Annotated in this window: 12 protein-coding genes; 8 read left to right on the top strand and 4 right to left on the bottom strand. The window is 55.4% G+C overall.

The window, feature by feature from the left end; genetic code table 11:
- Positions 1-17: 17 nt before the first annotated feature.
- Together HBR94_RS24125 and HBR94_RS24120 are read right to left on the bottom strand one after the other, a co-directional pair.
- Positions 18-983: an EamA family transporter gene (locus HBR94_RS24125; protein ID WP_057440600.1), complete on the bottom strand. Its 966-nt coding sequence runs from the start codon at positions 981-983 to the stop codon at positions 18-20.
- Positions 980-2,188, bottom strand: a complete 1,209-nt coding sequence (locus HBR94_RS24120; protein ID WP_170045667.1) for a tetratricopeptide repeat protein — start codon at positions 2,186-2,188, stop codon at positions 980-982. Before HBR94_RS24120 ends, HBR94_RS24125 begins: the two co-directional genes overlap by 4 nt.
- A 119-nt stretch (positions 2,189-2,307) precedes the next feature.
- On the opposite strand from HBR94_RS24120, the gene HBR94_RS24115 reads away from it, so the two are divergent.
- Positions 2,308-3,210 (top strand): LysR family transcriptional regulator, encoded by a 903-nt coding sequence (locus HBR94_RS24115; RefSeq protein WP_115129332.1) that lies wholly within the window; start codon positions 2,308-2,310, stop codon positions 3,208-3,210.
- 255 nt (positions 3,211-3,465) lie between these two features.
- On the opposite strand, the gene HBR94_RS24110 is transcribed toward HBR94_RS24115, so the two are convergent.
- Entirely contained in the window at positions 3,466-4,428 is a 963-nt protein-coding gene (locus tag HBR94_RS24110; protein ID WP_170045666.1) for a bifunctional GNAT family N-acetyltransferase/nucleoside diphosphate kinase regulator, read from the bottom strand.
- Between the two features lie 757 nt (positions 4,429-5,185).
- Here HBR94_RS24110 and HBR94_RS24105 point away from each other — a divergent pair.
- Genes HBR94_RS24105 through HBR94_RS24075 form a run of 7 tightly spaced genes read left to right on the top strand, consistent with a single transcriptional unit; the run spans position 5,186 to position 13,366 of the window.
- Entirely contained in the window at positions 5,186-6,211 is a 1,026-nt protein-coding gene (locus HBR94_RS24105) for a glycosyltransferase (RefSeq protein WP_057440597.1), read from the top strand.
- Complete coding sequence (locus HBR94_RS24100) at positions 6,211-7,356, top strand: FAD-dependent oxidoreductase (protein ID WP_057440596.1); 1,146 nt, start codon at positions 6,211-6,213, stop codon at positions 7,354-7,356. Before HBR94_RS24105 ends, HBR94_RS24100 begins: the two co-directional genes overlap by 1 nt.
- A 28-nt stretch (positions 7,357-7,384) precedes the next feature.
- The gene (locus HBR94_RS24095; RefSeq protein WP_057440595.1) at positions 7,385-8,170 is read left to right on the top strand and encodes an NAD(P)-dependent oxidoreductase; all 786 of its coding nucleotides are present in this window, start codon (positions 7,385-7,387) and stop codon (positions 8,168-8,170) included.
- Positions 8,167-9,000 carry a sugar phosphate isomerase/epimerase family protein gene (locus HBR94_RS24090; protein WP_057440594.1) on the top strand — a complete coding sequence of 278 codons (834 nt, stop codon included), beginning with the start codon at positions 8,167-8,169 and terminating at the stop codon, positions 8,998-9,000. The genes HBR94_RS24095 and HBR94_RS24090 overlap by 4 nt, the downstream gene beginning before the upstream one ends.
- Positions 9,001-9,002: 2 nt before the next feature.
- Entirely contained in the window at positions 9,003-9,359 is a 357-nt protein-coding gene (locus tag HBR94_RS24085; protein ID WP_057440644.1) for an SMR family transporter, read from the top strand.
- A gap of 11 nt (positions 9,360-9,370) precedes the next feature.
- Positions 9,371-10,177, top strand: a complete 807-nt coding sequence (locus HBR94_RS24080; RefSeq protein ID WP_057440593.1) for a glycosyltransferase family 2 protein — start codon at positions 9,371-9,373, stop codon at positions 10,175-10,177.
- Between the two features lie 15 nt (positions 10,178-10,192).
- Positions 10,193-13,366, top strand: coding sequence for a hypothetical protein (locus HBR94_RS24075; protein ID WP_170045665.1), 3,174 nt, complete (start codon positions 10,193-10,195; stop codon positions 13,364-13,366).
- Positions 13,367-13,446: 80 nt separating this feature from the next.
- On the opposite strand, the gene HBR94_RS24070 is transcribed toward HBR94_RS24075, so the two are convergent.
- Positions 13,447-14,379 carry a phosphatidate cytidylyltransferase gene (locus HBR94_RS24070; protein WP_115129328.1) on the bottom strand — a complete coding sequence of 311 codons (933 nt, stop codon included), beginning with the start codon at positions 14,377-14,379 and terminating at the stop codon, positions 13,447-13,449.

The raw sequence follows: 14,379 nt of genomic DNA, 5'->3' as shown, positions 1-14,379 counted from the left end.
ATAACTTACTCAGGTTGTTATGGCGTACGTACGTTCTTCATCTCGCAGTTATATTGAGGGCGGGCTGGCCTATTGCAGATCATGATGCCCACTATAATCAGTGCGCCCCCCATAAATGTGGGAGCGCTGAGCTGCTCATCCAACAAAAGAGCACCCAGTAACACCGCCGTCAGCGGATTGAGCGCGATGAACACTCCGGCACGTGTTGCGCCGATCTGCTCGATACCCTTGTAATACCAGATGTATGCCAGCGCCGAGCCTATGGCACCCAGATACAGCAAGCTGGAAAAGTCGGCAAGCGTTAGAGCTCGCAGTGATTCCTGATTGAACTGACCCGTGACGATAGCGGTCGCCGTCAGCATCGCGGCCCCCGCGAAGATGGAGTAGGTCACCGTATGTAGGGCGCCGATTTCTTTGACTACCGACTTACCGAACACGCTGAAGGCGACCCAACTGAGTACGCAACCAAAGATCAAAAGGTCTCCGCGCCAGTCGTTTTTATCCACGATTAATGTGCCTGACGACTTATTGAGAATCACGACAGCCGCCCCTATCAGGCAAAGAAAAATGCCTGCGGTTTTCATTGCAGACATTTTTTCTCGGAAAAACACATAAGAGAAAAGAGCCATAACGGCGGGATTCAGGGCTACGATCAATGACGCGCGGGAGGCGGCTGTGTAATGTAGACCATAAAAAAAACAGAGGTTATAAGTATAAATTCCGCAAAATCCCAATCCTACGATCTTGACTAGTTGCGACCGATCAAGCCGGACAAAGCTCTTTTTTAAAAAGAAACCTAGGAACAGTCCAAGTGTGATTCCGGCGAATATAAACCTGACACTGGCGGCTAATAGCGCGGGTGTGTCTGCGGATAGATACCGACCAGCGACAAAGGTACCTCCCCAGATCATTGCTACCAGAGAAAGCTTAAGATAGGTAAGGCTGTCTGGAGTAAGGACCAGTGGATGAGAATGGCTGGTCATGCAGGTGCCCTCTCTTCAACGATCGGTCGGGTCTTGAGCTCTATGTATTCGAGAGTCAGATCAAGGACTTCGCGTTGGGCACGGCTCCCTCCTAACAACGGCCACTGGTCTCGGCTGGTACGCAAGAGCGCCAGGCTTTCGTGATAACGCTTCAAGGTGAACAGTAGAATGCCTTTGAGCACGTCTAAGCCTGCTCGGTGCGCTTCGGGCTCGATGCCGAAGCCGTCGCTTTCGGCGATTTGCTTCTCGATGAGGAGAGTCTGACTGGTCGCAGAAAAGGCAAGCGCAGCATGGATTTTGTGAAAGTAAGAGGTTGATCCAGAGACGCTGCCGGTCCACAAAAGAGCGAGACGTTCCCAGATTGCGTTGAACTTGCTGTCTGTGGCTTTCAAACGCAGGCGCCAGAGAAAACCCACCGCATCCAGATCCTGCTTCGCGAAGGGGCTGTCCTTTAATTCATACAGTTCCTCGAACGCTTGGAGCGCCTGCTCGACCTCGTTGCATCGCTCGTGGGCTATAGCCATGTGCCAATAGACGTGCATGCGCATGCCGCTATTTTCGATCCAGTCAGGCTTGCAGTCGATCAGGAAACTCGAAAGTTCCTGCCAGCGGCCCATCTCATGCAATGCGTGCGCAGTAGCATGGATGCCGTAGATGTTATGGGGAATCAGCCTAACCGCCTCAAGGCCCAGTTCAAGGGCTTCTTGGAAGCACTGGTCTTCACACAAAACAAAAGATTTTATTGCCAGGTAGTAGGAGTACAAGGCATGAGTGTGCGGTATGTGTGGTTCGCAAAACGAAAATTCTGCCGTTAATCTAGGCGTCTTACCAGTACAGAAGTCGAGCATGTGCACAAAAAAAATTGTGATGATGTCGGAGGGGTACGCTTTCAGGTGTTGCGTAAAGAGTGTACGTGCTCGCTCATATTCAAAGTTTACCCAAGCTATAAATGCCTTATGGATCAGTAACAACTCCGGGGGTAAGTTCGATCGTTGATGCATCCGATTGAGAAACAGTTTGAACTTGTAAAGTTCTTTCATCTCGCAACTCGTGATTGCATCGAATCCTAATAGAAGGTCTTTGTACAGTTCCTGAGTCTCGGTGACTGGCATCAGATGCTCGGGTATACCTCGCAGGGACAGGAATGGGCCGTTGATTTCAGGCCACAGTGCCGAAATCCCATCAGTCTTCCATTGGGCGACCATAAAACAATCCTTGGATATAAGTTGGCGAAAAGGGCTGGCCTATCTCGTTATGCCTGTTTCATCTATGCTTACGCAAAATCATGGTCATATGAAAATGAGCGATTACTCATGGATGAAAAATGACGCTGACCCAATTGGAAATTTTTGTCGCTGTCGCAGAGCGGCGTGGCTTCACCCTCGCAGCCGCTCAACTGAAAATATCCCAATCTGCGGTTTCTCATGCAATAAGGGCTCTGGAGCAAGAGTTGGGTGTCGAACTGCTACTTCGGCATCAAGGCCAGATTGAACTGACAGACATAGGGGCGCGAATCCTTCTGCGTGTGCAACCTATGCTTGGTCTGGCGGATGCAATTAGACAGGATGCCAGCGATGCCCGCAGCATGAAACTTGGCACCCTGCGAATTGGTTCATTTGGCCCAACCTCATCCCAGCTTTTGTTGCCGCGGATTCTTACAGACTACCGCCGCCTTTACCCCAATATTGAAGTTCATGTGAGCGAGGGGCCTGATCGCCAAGTGATGGAATGGTTGTTAGACAGGGAGGTGGACGTAGGGTTTGTCACCTTACCTGAAGCCCAGTTTGACACCTGGCCTTTACTCGAGGACCAAATGGTTGCCGTGCTACCGATTGCGCACCCTCTCGCTTCAAACGAAAGAGTGACATTGGGGGACTTGTGTTCTGATCCGTTTGTACTAACCGAGGCTGGCTCATCCGAACTGGTCTCGCAGCTCTTTGCTGCTGTCAAATTGAAGCCGCGTATTCGCTACAAGACCTCTCAGTTAATGAGTACCTTGGCCGCGGTGGCTCGCGGAGATGGGGTAACGATTGTGGCTGAGTCTTCGTTGCCCGACGATAGCGAGAAGCTTTATGTGGTTAGGACACTCGATCCGGCAGTCAGGCGCCAAGTCGGAATCGCGGTGCTGGATTGCAGCGAGACTACTGCTGCAGCTCAAGCATTCATTGAGTTGGCAGAGAAGATTTACCGGAGTCGTAAGAGTGATTTGAAGGGAAATGGCTTATAAAGAGGGAGCCCCTCCGGTCATTTCAATGCTGTCTGCTGCGCGATGCCGTGCTGTAGCCCAGCCTGCCTAGCTGCGCATTACCTTATTCCAATCAATTTCGTATCCAGCAGCCTGGAGCGCCCGGCTGAAGGCTTGCTTCCAACCATCGTCGTTGATCGACGTCCAGACCGAGGGTACGGTCTTCAGGATTAAAAACGGTCCCGTTTGGGGCCCCTCGGGGCTCCAAACGACGTCCCTCTCTAGCAAAAGGCGCAATTACAGGTGGAAGTGGCCCGCCGCCTCCGGCTGGTAAAGCACTTTCCTGATTTCAATCCGGCGGGTCCGATCAGAAATTCGCCAGTCGATGGCGTCCCCCTCCTGATAGCCCAGGATGGCGGCGCCGATGTCGGAATACACGGAATGCTTCCCTGCGGTGCTGTCCGCGTCTTCAGGGTAGACCAAGGCCACTTCGATCTCTTCTTCGTCCAGTTGCAGCAAGGCCCTAGAGTTCATCGTGACGACATTGCACGCCACCTGCTGCGGCTTGACGACAATGGCTCGTTCAAGCTCATGTTCAAGTTCAACAACGGCCGGGCCTTGCTCGAGCGCGATTAGGCTTTCGAGCCTGGCCTTGTCGATTTCAGTAATGTAGATCCTGGTGGCGTCGCCAGCGGCACCTTCGCGCAAGAACTGGAGATAGCGCCCCGCCGTCATGGAAAATGACTTCAATGTCGGCGTTTCGCCTTCAAGCAGAAAGCCGCTGCGCAGAAAGGCGTTCAGCGAGCGCGCGTTGTCCGGGTGGACCTTGGCGATGAGCTTCTTGGCCCGCATGTCGAGGAAGGCCAGTTTCATGCCTTCGCGGATCGTGCGGGCGCCAAGGTTCTGGCCCCATTTATCGCTGTCTCCGATGACCAGGACTATCTCGCAATCTGAGCCGGTCTTGATCAGACGGACAAAGCCCACCGGGGCGTCATGCCGGTCATAGGCCATGAAGAATCGGCCGCCCTGGTTGAATAGATGGGTCAGGATCGGCGATTGAGTCCGATCGATGGCTTGCTCGATGGAGCGGGCGACATGACGCGAATCGCTCAGATAGCAGGTGACGCGTTCATCCTCCAACCAATCCATCAGCGTCAGCGCGTGCGCCCGAGTAATTTCAGGGCACAGCGAAATGAAAGGCTTGTTCATCTTCATCACACTTACTTGTAAAGGATGGAAGCCCGTCATGGCTTTGGCCATGACGGCTCTTTGGGCAACCGACCATGTTAAGGCATAACGCGGGTAATGCCGAACCCTGCCCCAGCCAAGCACTCTATGAAGCCGACAGCGCTGCTCCTTCTGGCCCTGGGTCCGACCCAGAGGAAATGTACGTGGATGTCGTATCATTACTGGGTGCAACAGTTTTAACTCTCTAAATTCATAGGATAAACTTCAAGTCCTCCAAAAGTCTCGATGAATTGATCTATGCCTTAGCCGGATATTTTATTTGCGCTGGTCATCCCGATAAGTCCTAGTACTTGATCTGAGATTAACTACTTGCAGCCTAGCCTGACAGAATACTATTGACCGACTTGAACAATAGAAATGAATAAGATTTTTAATTAATTAACTCTTTTGAAACGATGATTTATTAGACGGATCAAGGTGTTTGTTATCCCGGTCTCAAGGCTGGCATAACGCCATTTCGGCGTCGTTGGGGCGCCTTTTTTTGTGTTATGATCCTGCGCAACTTTGGGCTGGCACCAGGTTCGATAGCGTTTGTCTATTTTGCCGCGCCCCCGGTTTTTCTGGCTTGGCCGCTGTTTCGGGCGTGCTTTGAGCCAACTGCTTCAAGGAAGAGCGATTTGAACGTTTGGCAATGGCTACCCCTTCTCGGCAGTGATGACCCTGCGGTTCTGAAACTCTCGGTCAGTGGTGTGAGGCATTCCGGCTATCTATGGCGATCTCGGATAAACGACTCATCCAGTCTTTTAATTAATTTTTGCGAGAGTTGGTGATGGCTTATTTTCCCTGTTTTTTATCTGTCGTTTTTGTCGTTCGTAATCAGGGCGATAAAATAGAAAAAATACTGTCCGAAGCTGCCGAAGTCATTGCGAAAACAGTCAGTGACTATGAGCTGATCGTTGTTGATAACGCGTCCGATGATGACAGTGTCATGGTCTTGAAGGGCCTGACGAGCGAGAAAGGCCTAGCCAACTTGCAGGTCTATGCATTGACCAAGGAAGTGGACACCGACACCGCATCCTGGGTCGGTCTGGAAAATGCCTTGGGTGACTATGTTGCGGTCATCGACCCGCTGGTGGACGACATCAACTTCGTTCCACAGATGCTTGATCAAGCGGTGAGCGGCGCCGATGTCGTCTTTGCCCACAACGAACAAAAGAGCACCCAGAGCCTGGCTTATCGTTGGGCGAATGCGGTGTTCCACAGCATGTACAACCGCTTCAACGGGGTCCATCTCGCCAAGGAAGCACCTCAGTACCGCATCCTGAGCAAGCGCGTAATCAACTTCATCCTGCAACACCCCCAGCCTTCGATGACGTACCGCCACCTGCCGGCCACCGGTGGTTTTGCCCGGGCCTATCTCAAGTACAGCGCCGTGCCCCAGGCTTCCAGCCCCAAGCGCCTGGGCGACAGTATTGATCGCGGCGTGCGTTTGCTGGTTTCCACCACGCGAGCGCCCATGCGTCTGGTGACCTACCTTTCGCTGTTTGGTGCGGTTGCCAACCTGGTGTACTGCGTCTATGTGATCTCGGTGGGTATCTTCAAGGCTGATGTAGCACCTGGCTGGATCAGTTTCTCGTTGCAACAGTCGGGCATGTTTTTCCTGATCTCACTGGTGTTGCTGGTACTGGGTGAGTACATCCTCAATATGGCCAGCCTGTCGAATGAAGGGCCGCTCTACCATGTAGGCCAGGAGTTCACCAGTGCACGCATGACCCGGCGCGAGAAGCTGAACATTGAAGAGGTAGCGTCGGGTTCGGTCGTGCCCAAGGCTCAGCCCTCCGAACGAGTTTCCTGATGTCGAGCGCCCAAGCCAGCCAGCCTGAGCAGGATGCCGTCATCATCGGTGGGGGGTTTTACGGTGCAGCCATTGCGGTTTACCTGGCCAAGCAACGGGGCTTCAAACGGATCCTGTTGATAGAGCGCGAGCCGGCACTGATGATGCGCGCCAGTTACAACAACCAGGCGCGTGTGCATAACGGCTACCACTACCCGCGCAGCTTCACCACGGCCTATCGCAGCCGGGTCAACTTGCCCAAGTTTGTCCAGGACTGGCCACAGGTGGTCAAGCAGGACTTTACCAAGCTGTATGCCATTGCCCGGCGCAACTCCAAGGTCACGGCCAAGCAGTTCGAGCGTTTTTGCCGGGACATCGGTGCGGACCTGAAACCTGCCGATCCAGCGCTGCGCGACTTGTTCGAACCACGCTTGATCGAAGAAGTATTCCTGGTCGAAGAATATGCGTTCGACACTACTCGCCTGGCAGCCTGGGCAGCTCGCGAGCTGGCAGAAAGCGGTGTGCAGATCCGCTACCGGACACGAGTCACTTCGATTTCCAGGGGCACCGAGGCGCCTTTGCAAGTGGTCACCCAAACCTCCCTGGGCGAGGAAGCGCTGACGACTTGTCGGTACGTCTTCAACTGTACGTACAGTGGCCTCAATCAGTTTGCAGGTGATTTCGCGGGGGTCAGTACCGGCCTCAAGCAAGAGATCACGGAAATGGCCTTGATGCAGATGCCCGAATCCCTCGAAGGGTTGGGGGTCACGGTGATGGATGGGCCGTTCTTTTCACTGATGCCGTTCCCGGCCCGTGGGCTGCATACCTTGTCCCATGTACGCTATACGCCGCATTTGCACTGGAACGATGAAAAAGGCCTCGATCCCTATGAGAAGCTGCGGCTATATGAGCGCGATACACGGGTCGATCGGATGGTCAGGGACGTCGGCCGGTATATCCCTGAAGTGCTCAAGGCCCAACACAAGGATTCGCTGTTCGAGGTCAAGACCATCCTGGTGAAGAACGAAGGGGATGATGGACGCCCGATTCTTTTCGAGAAGCATGCCGAGTTGCCAGGTTGCTTCTCCGTGCTGGGTGGCAAGATAGACAACATTTACGATGTGCTTGAAAAACTCGATACCGAGAGTTTTTCCCATCAAGGTTAATAAAACTTCAGGTTTGGAGCGGAAAAAGATGAATTCGCTTATTGGTTTCTCCGGGTTTGTCGGGGGCACGCTTCTTAAACAGGCTTCATTCGAGGACTTGTACCGGTCCACCAACATCGGTGAGATAGAAGGAAAATCCTTTGAGCTTGTGGTCTGCGCCGGCGCCCCGGCGCAAAAATGGATTGCCAACCGCGAGCCTGAGGCCGACCGCGAGAAGATCGAAGCACTGATCGCCCACCTGAAAACCATCCAATGCAAGACCTTCGTGCTGATCAGTACGGTGGACGTGTTCAAGAGCCCCATCGGCGTCGATGAAGACACTCCCGTCGATGAGTCCGGCCTACATGCTTACGGCCTGCACCGTCGGCTGCTGGAAACCTTCGTTGAAAGTCATTTTCCGAATCACTTGATCGTTCGCCTGCCGGGGCTCGTCGGGCCTGGATTGCGTAAGAACGTGATTTTTGACTTCCTCAATGACAACAACCTGCAGGCGATCGATAGCCGGGGCGTGTTCCAGTTCTACCCGATGATCAACCTGTGGTATGACATTCAGACCGCACTCGATGCGGGGCTCAAGCTGGTCCACCTGACTGCTCAGGCAGTGAGTGTCGCCGACATTTCGCAGAAGGGCTTTGGCAAGCCTTTCACCAATACCCTGGCCAATGCTGCTGCTACCTATGACATGCAGACCAAGCATGCGCAGCTATTTGGTGGCACTGGGCGCTATCAGTACAGTGCTCGTGAAACCGTGCAGGCCGTACGGGCCTATGCGCAATCGGAGCCGCTTAAGGCCGCATCGGGAGCACAGGCATGAGGCTGGCGATTTCCAATATCGCGTGGGAGACCACCGAGGACGAAGTCATCGCTGAACTGCTTGCGCGTTTTGCCGTGGATGCGATTGATATTGCACCGGGCAAATACTTCCCGGAGCCTGCCAAGGCCACGGACGCAGAGATTGCGCAGGTCAAGGATTGGTGGGCGCAGCGTGGGATTGCGTTGACCGGCATGCAGGCACTGCTGTTCGGCACCACGGGCCTGAATGTATTCGGCTCCGAGCAAAGTCAGGCGGCCTTGCTGCAACACCTGGCGGGCGTGTGCCGCATTGGCGCAGGCCTGGGTGCAGCACGGATTGTGTTTGGCTCGCCAAAGAACCGTGATCGCAGTGGTTTGACTGATCAACAGGCGCTGGACGCTGCTGTATTGTTCTTCCGGAAACTGGGCGATATCGCCCAGGCGTGTGGTGTCACGATCTGCCTGGAGCCCAACCCCACCTGTTACGGGGCGAACTTCATGACCACCAGTGCTGAAACCGCAGTGGTGGTACGGGCCATTGATCACCCGGCTATCCGCATGCAACTGGATACCGGCGCGTTGGCGATCAACGGTGAAGACCCATTTACTGTGCTTGAGGACTGTGCCGAGTTGATCGGGCATATCCACGCCAGTGAACCGGACCTGCTCCCGCTGGGTGACGGCGGTACTGACCATGAAAAAATGGCACGTGCCGTGGCCCACTACTTGCCCGAGCATGTGGTCACCATTGAGATGGTGGCGACCAAGACCGAACCCCATGCGCAATCGATCGAGCGTGCGCTGCAGGTTGCTCGCCAGCATTACCGCACCTGCGACGAGGTGACGGCATGAGCATCAAATGGATCATCTTGATCCTGGGTATCCTGTCGAACGCCTCCGCCAGCGTCCTGGTGAAGATGGCGATGATGCCCCCGCGCAAATTCCCTTCCTTGAGCGACCCGATGGCGGCACTCAGCAACTGGCCGTTCTGGGTCGGGCTGGTCCTGTATGGTGCTGCGTTCCTGCTCTATGCCGCAGCATTGGCCCGTTTGCCGCTGAACGTGGCACACCCGGTCCTGACGGCTGGGGCTATTGCGACGGTCGCCCTGTTTTCCCTGCTGTTTTTCCGTGAGTCCTTCCACTGGACCACGGGAGTCGGCATCGCCCTGGTTATTGCTGGCGTAGGGCTGATCACAGCTCGCGTCGTTTGATGGAAATTAAAATGAATTCTTCTGATATTACTCCCGATGTACGTGCCGGTTGGCAGGTACCGTCCTTTGACACACCACTCTGGTTGGGCCGCCAGCACCCCTGGTGCGTGGTCATTCCGGTCATCAACGAAGGCGAGCGGATCAAGAACCTGCTCGCCCGTATGGCGGCATTCAACATTGCGGACATGGCCGACATCATCATCGTCGATGGTGGCAGTTCTGATGGCTCGCTTGAGTTGCAATCACTGCAACAGGTGGGTGTGCGCGGCCTGCTGGTCAAGACTGCCCCTGGCAAGTTGAGCGCGCAGTTACGTTGCGCCTATGCTTTTGCCCTGGACCAGGGTTACGAAGGTATCGTGACCATTGATGGCAATGACAAGGATGATCCAGAGGCCATCCCGCGCTTTATCGAAGCGCTGCAGCAGGGTGTGGATTTTGTTCAGGCTTCGCGTTTTGTCGAGGGCGGTGTCGCGGAGAACACCCCCAAGTCCCGCGATTTTGCGATCCGTTTTATCCATGCGCCGATGCTGAGCCTGTTTTCCGGCTTCAAGTGGACAGATACCACCCAGGGCTTTCGTGCCTATAGCCGCAAGATGCTGATTGATCCGAAGATGGCAATCTTCCGTGATGTGTTCAATACCTATGAGCTGCTTGCCTACCTGTCGTACCGCGCGCCGAAACTGGGCTATCGCTGCGTAGAACTGGCGACGGTGCGCCGCTACCCCCAAGGCGAAGTACCTACCAAGATCAGCAGCGTGAAAGGCAACCTTTCGGTGCTGGCTGTATTGTTTCGAGCCTGTTTTGGCAAGTACAACTAAAGATCTGGTAGTTAAATGTTCAAGCATCTGGAAATGAATGAAAGGGTTTCTTCAGTACTGGCGACCGTGGTTATTACGGCGTTTGCACTGTTGCTATGTCTGGGTATCTCGACCGCACCCAAGTATGCCGACTTCATCGTGGGCTACATCAGTTGGACCGCAGATACCAAGTTTCAGGACCAGGTGGTTGCTCCGGTATTCATCGCTGTTCTTTTCTGCGCGTTGCTGTTTTTTACGTCCTTGATGGGGCGTCAGAAGAAACAATTCGGTAGCGACAGCGCGCTGGTTTTTTCCAACCAGCTGTTGTGGTGGTCGCTTCCGGCGATTACCGCTATAGCATGCATGGTGCTTGGGACGGACTTCGAGCCGAAAGTCCTCTACTGCTCGGTGTTTGGCGTCTCGTTTATTGCTTTGGCGGTTACAGTTGGCGCGGTCAAAAAAGTTAATGTCGACCCTCGGGTATTCGGCCTGGGGGCACTCGGCATCCTGTTGCTGGCGCTGGTACAGCTGGAGGTAGTGTTGGCTCTGGGCCGTGCGCCAGCTGCCTGGACCAATGGGGTTGAGCTGTCCAGATACGCCAAGCCTACCTATGGGATAGCCATCGTCGGATGGATCCTGGGTATGGCGTACATCGTGTGGAGCCCCAAGGGTTTTGCACGAATTGCCTCGTGGCTGGTGATGGCCGGTCAATTGGGATTGTCGACCTTTTACCTGGCGCTGTACCCCGCTCGAATACAGGAGCCAGATGGCAGTATTTCCAAGTACGAGACCACGGTCTGGTTGAAGGTACTGGTTATCGCAATGCTGGTCTGGGGCGTGGTGGATGTACTGCGGCGTTTCCGTCGGTATACATCAACTAGCGACATTGCCACGTTGCTGTCGCCTATCGCATTCTTCGGCTTGTTGGTGGGCTTGAAAATGGGCACGACCATTTTCCCCAACATCAGCGCTGACGACTATCACTTCGGTGAAAGCCTGTTGGGCTGGTGGTCCTACCTGCAAGGTGCCATTCCCTACATTGACTATATTCCTGCCCACGGCGTCATCGGTGATGACCTGACCCAGTTCTTGTCATTTGTGTTTTATGACGGTTCTGCCGGCAGCATTATTCATGTCGGTAACCTCAGCATCGCGCTGTTATCGTTTGCTGCATTCCTGTCGCTCTATTATTTTTCGCGAAGTATTGGGCTGGCGTTCGCCGCCATCTTCTTCCTGACGGCCAACATTATCTGGCTGTTTCTGATCCCGTTTCTCTGCCTGTGGCTGAGCCCGTCGTTGCGCCAGCGTCCCGAGCGCTGGCTGTTGGTCTGGATGGTCACGGCACCGCTGGTAGTCCTCGGAATTCCGCCACAAGGGCTGCTGCTTGCGGCGGCATCTGGGGTGATGGCTGCTTATTACGCCTGGCACCTCTGGAAAGCGCCACGCCCTCGGAAACTGAAGGGCATTTTGATCGCAAGCGTGGTGCTTCTGGTGTTGGCGGTGGTTACGCCAGCGGGGATCATGCTGTTGGGGGCCATCCGTTATGTCTTGGAAAATGGGCCTATCAATCAGGTGGCTTACGGCGTGCCATGGGCGTTGAGCTGGGAGGGCGCGCGCAAAGGCTTTGTGTTTGAAGCGTTGCGTATGTCCTGGATTGCTATTCCGCTGGCGTGCCTGCTGTTGGTCCATCGCTGGTTCCAAACGCCCGAGCGTCGTCTCGACGCCTTGCTGCCGCTGTTGGTCGTGTTCCTGTTTGCGTTGTTGCTGATCCCTTACTCGATGGGGCGCGTCGATCCAGGCGGTATGTCTCGTCCGGGGCTGGCGGCAAGCTTTGGCTGGGCGATCCTGCTGCCTATCGCGTGTTGGGGCATGCTCAGTGCGCGCAATAAAGTGGTGATGGTTGTTCTGGCCGCGAGCATGAGCGCATCCTTGGGGTTCACGCAGGTGTCGATCAATAACCTGGTCAAATCCACCATGGCCGTTATCAGCACGCAAGGGTTGGGAATCAGTGATGGCGTGGCGGCAGGCCTGCCGAATATCGGCCGGTCCTTTGTACAGCCTCCTCACTGGGACAGGCTGACCCGACTGTCGCGAGTATTGGCAGACAATGTTCCGGCCGGCGAAACCTATCTGGACCTGACCTCCCGCAACGCCCAGTACTTCTACCTGGGCTATCGACCACTGCTGCCGGTCACGGCGGCGTACAACATGGTGTCGCCAGCCCAGCAATTGCGTGCTATCGAGACCCTCAAACAAGACCTGCCGACCATCGCCTTGCTGGAAGGAATGAACATCATCCACGACGGCGGCGGGCTGGCGTTGCGTAACCCGTACCTGTACCGGTTCATTGTCGATCATTACGAGCCGTTCTATGTGGATGGCTTCATTCTCGGGCGCAAAAAGGGCAGCGCCTCAGCGCCAGTCACCAGCATCGAGATCCCTTTGATGGACTTCACCGATGCGAACTGGAGCCACGGCATCAATCGCGCTGTCGCAGCGCTCTATGTGTCCGATCCGGGTATGTTGGCGGCGTTGAAGGTGGGTGATCATATTCAGGTCAACCAGAGCGAAATTCGCCGGATTCGCGAGATACGTGTCGCGGGTCAAAGCGTATGGCTGGAGGGCTCGGCGTTGCAGGTTTCGGATGCCGACCCGATAAGCCACCCACGCCTGATCGAGCCTCGCCCCGAAGCGATCGCCGAATACCAGGCAGCCTTGCTGCAGCGCGCTTTTGCATCACCGGACCTGAAGAAAATTCCGGTTGCCTGGGGCCGTTCCCAAGTCTCCCTGAGCAACAAGATGGTCCTGATCAACAATCTGGATAACGTAAAGCCAAGCCTCAATCAGTTGGTGGCACAAGAAAACAGCTACCGAGTGGATGGCGGTGATCCGTCGATGAGTTTCGATTTGTCTGCGTTGAATCTGTCTGGCCACGACGCTGGCCTGCTCAAGTTCGAGTTCCGCTGCTCAGGCCGCGCCGCCGAGCCGCGTATGCAGGTGTTCTGGTGGGGTGATGGGCAGCAGGGGCCGCTCGAAGCCTCCAGTGTTCGTTTCAATGCAGAGGACGGGACGTTGATCGTGCCATTGGATGCGTCACCGCGCTGGTTGACGTTGCAGCACGTGAAGGGCATCCGGATTGATCTGGACAATGCTGGCGCCTGCAGCAGTTTCAAGGTCGATAACCTGGGGCTGTATCAGCGACAGCACTGATGTAAGTTGCGCTAAATCCACAAGACCCGATGTCCGTGGCGGACATCGGGTCTTGTCGTTTCAGTACTGTGGGGTACTGCTCAGGTCCACCAATACCGCACCAAATGAAAGAAAATCGGCGCCGCAAAACACACCGAATCCAACCGATCCAGCATCCCGCCGTGTCCTTCGATCATATGCCCCCAGTCCTTCACCCCTCGGTCGCGCTTGATCGCCGACATCACAATCCCGCCGGCAAAGCCCAGCAGGTTGATCAGCAGGGCAATCAGGAATGACTGCCAAGGGTTGAACGGTGTGGTCCACCACAGTGCTGCGCCGATCAGGGAGGACAGCAGGATCCCGCCGACAAAGCCTTCCACGGTCTTCGACGGTGACAGGTTGGGCGCGATTTTGTGTTTGCCGAACAGTTTGCCGCACACGTACTGCAACACGTCCGAGAGCTGCACCACGATCACCAGGTAGGCGATCAGCAGCAGGTTGCGGCCCTCGTAGCCGACGATGTCGAGGGTCAGCAGGGCGGGTACGAAGGAGACGCAGAACACCGCGATCATCAGCCCCCACTGTACTTTCGATGCGCGCTCCAGGAAGTGCGTGCTGTCGCCGCCCAGCGAGGCAAGGATGGGCAGCAGGAGGAACACGTAGACCGGAATAAAGATCGAGAACAGGCCGTACCAGTCAAAGTAGATCAGCAGGTATTGCAGGGGCAGCGCCAGGTAGAACGCGGCGACCAGTGCGGGGTAGTCGCTGCGGCGGGTGGGCGTGAGGGTGAGGAATTCGCGCAGGGCGTAGAACGACACGGCGTAGAACAGCAGGATTACCGCGCCGGTGCCGAGCCAGAAGGCGACGCCGATCACCACCACCATCACCCACCAGGCATTGATGCGGGCGTTGAGGTTGTCGATCACCGCATTGGGTGTGCCACGGGTGCGCAGCTTGAGGATCAGGCCGATCAGCGAGGCGAGCACCAGGATCATGCCGATGCCGCCGAACAACATCAGGGTTTGGCTATCCAT

Origin of the sequence: Pseudomonas sp. WS 5412 (assembly GCF_012985615.1) — a bacterium.
GTDB classification, from domain to species: Bacteria; Pseudomonadota; Gammaproteobacteria; order Pseudomonadales; family Pseudomonadaceae; genus Aquipseudomonas; species Aquipseudomonas shahriarae.
The sequence above is the reverse complement of the archived record's forward strand: the minus strand, read 5'-3'. Positions and strand labels throughout refer to the sequence as shown.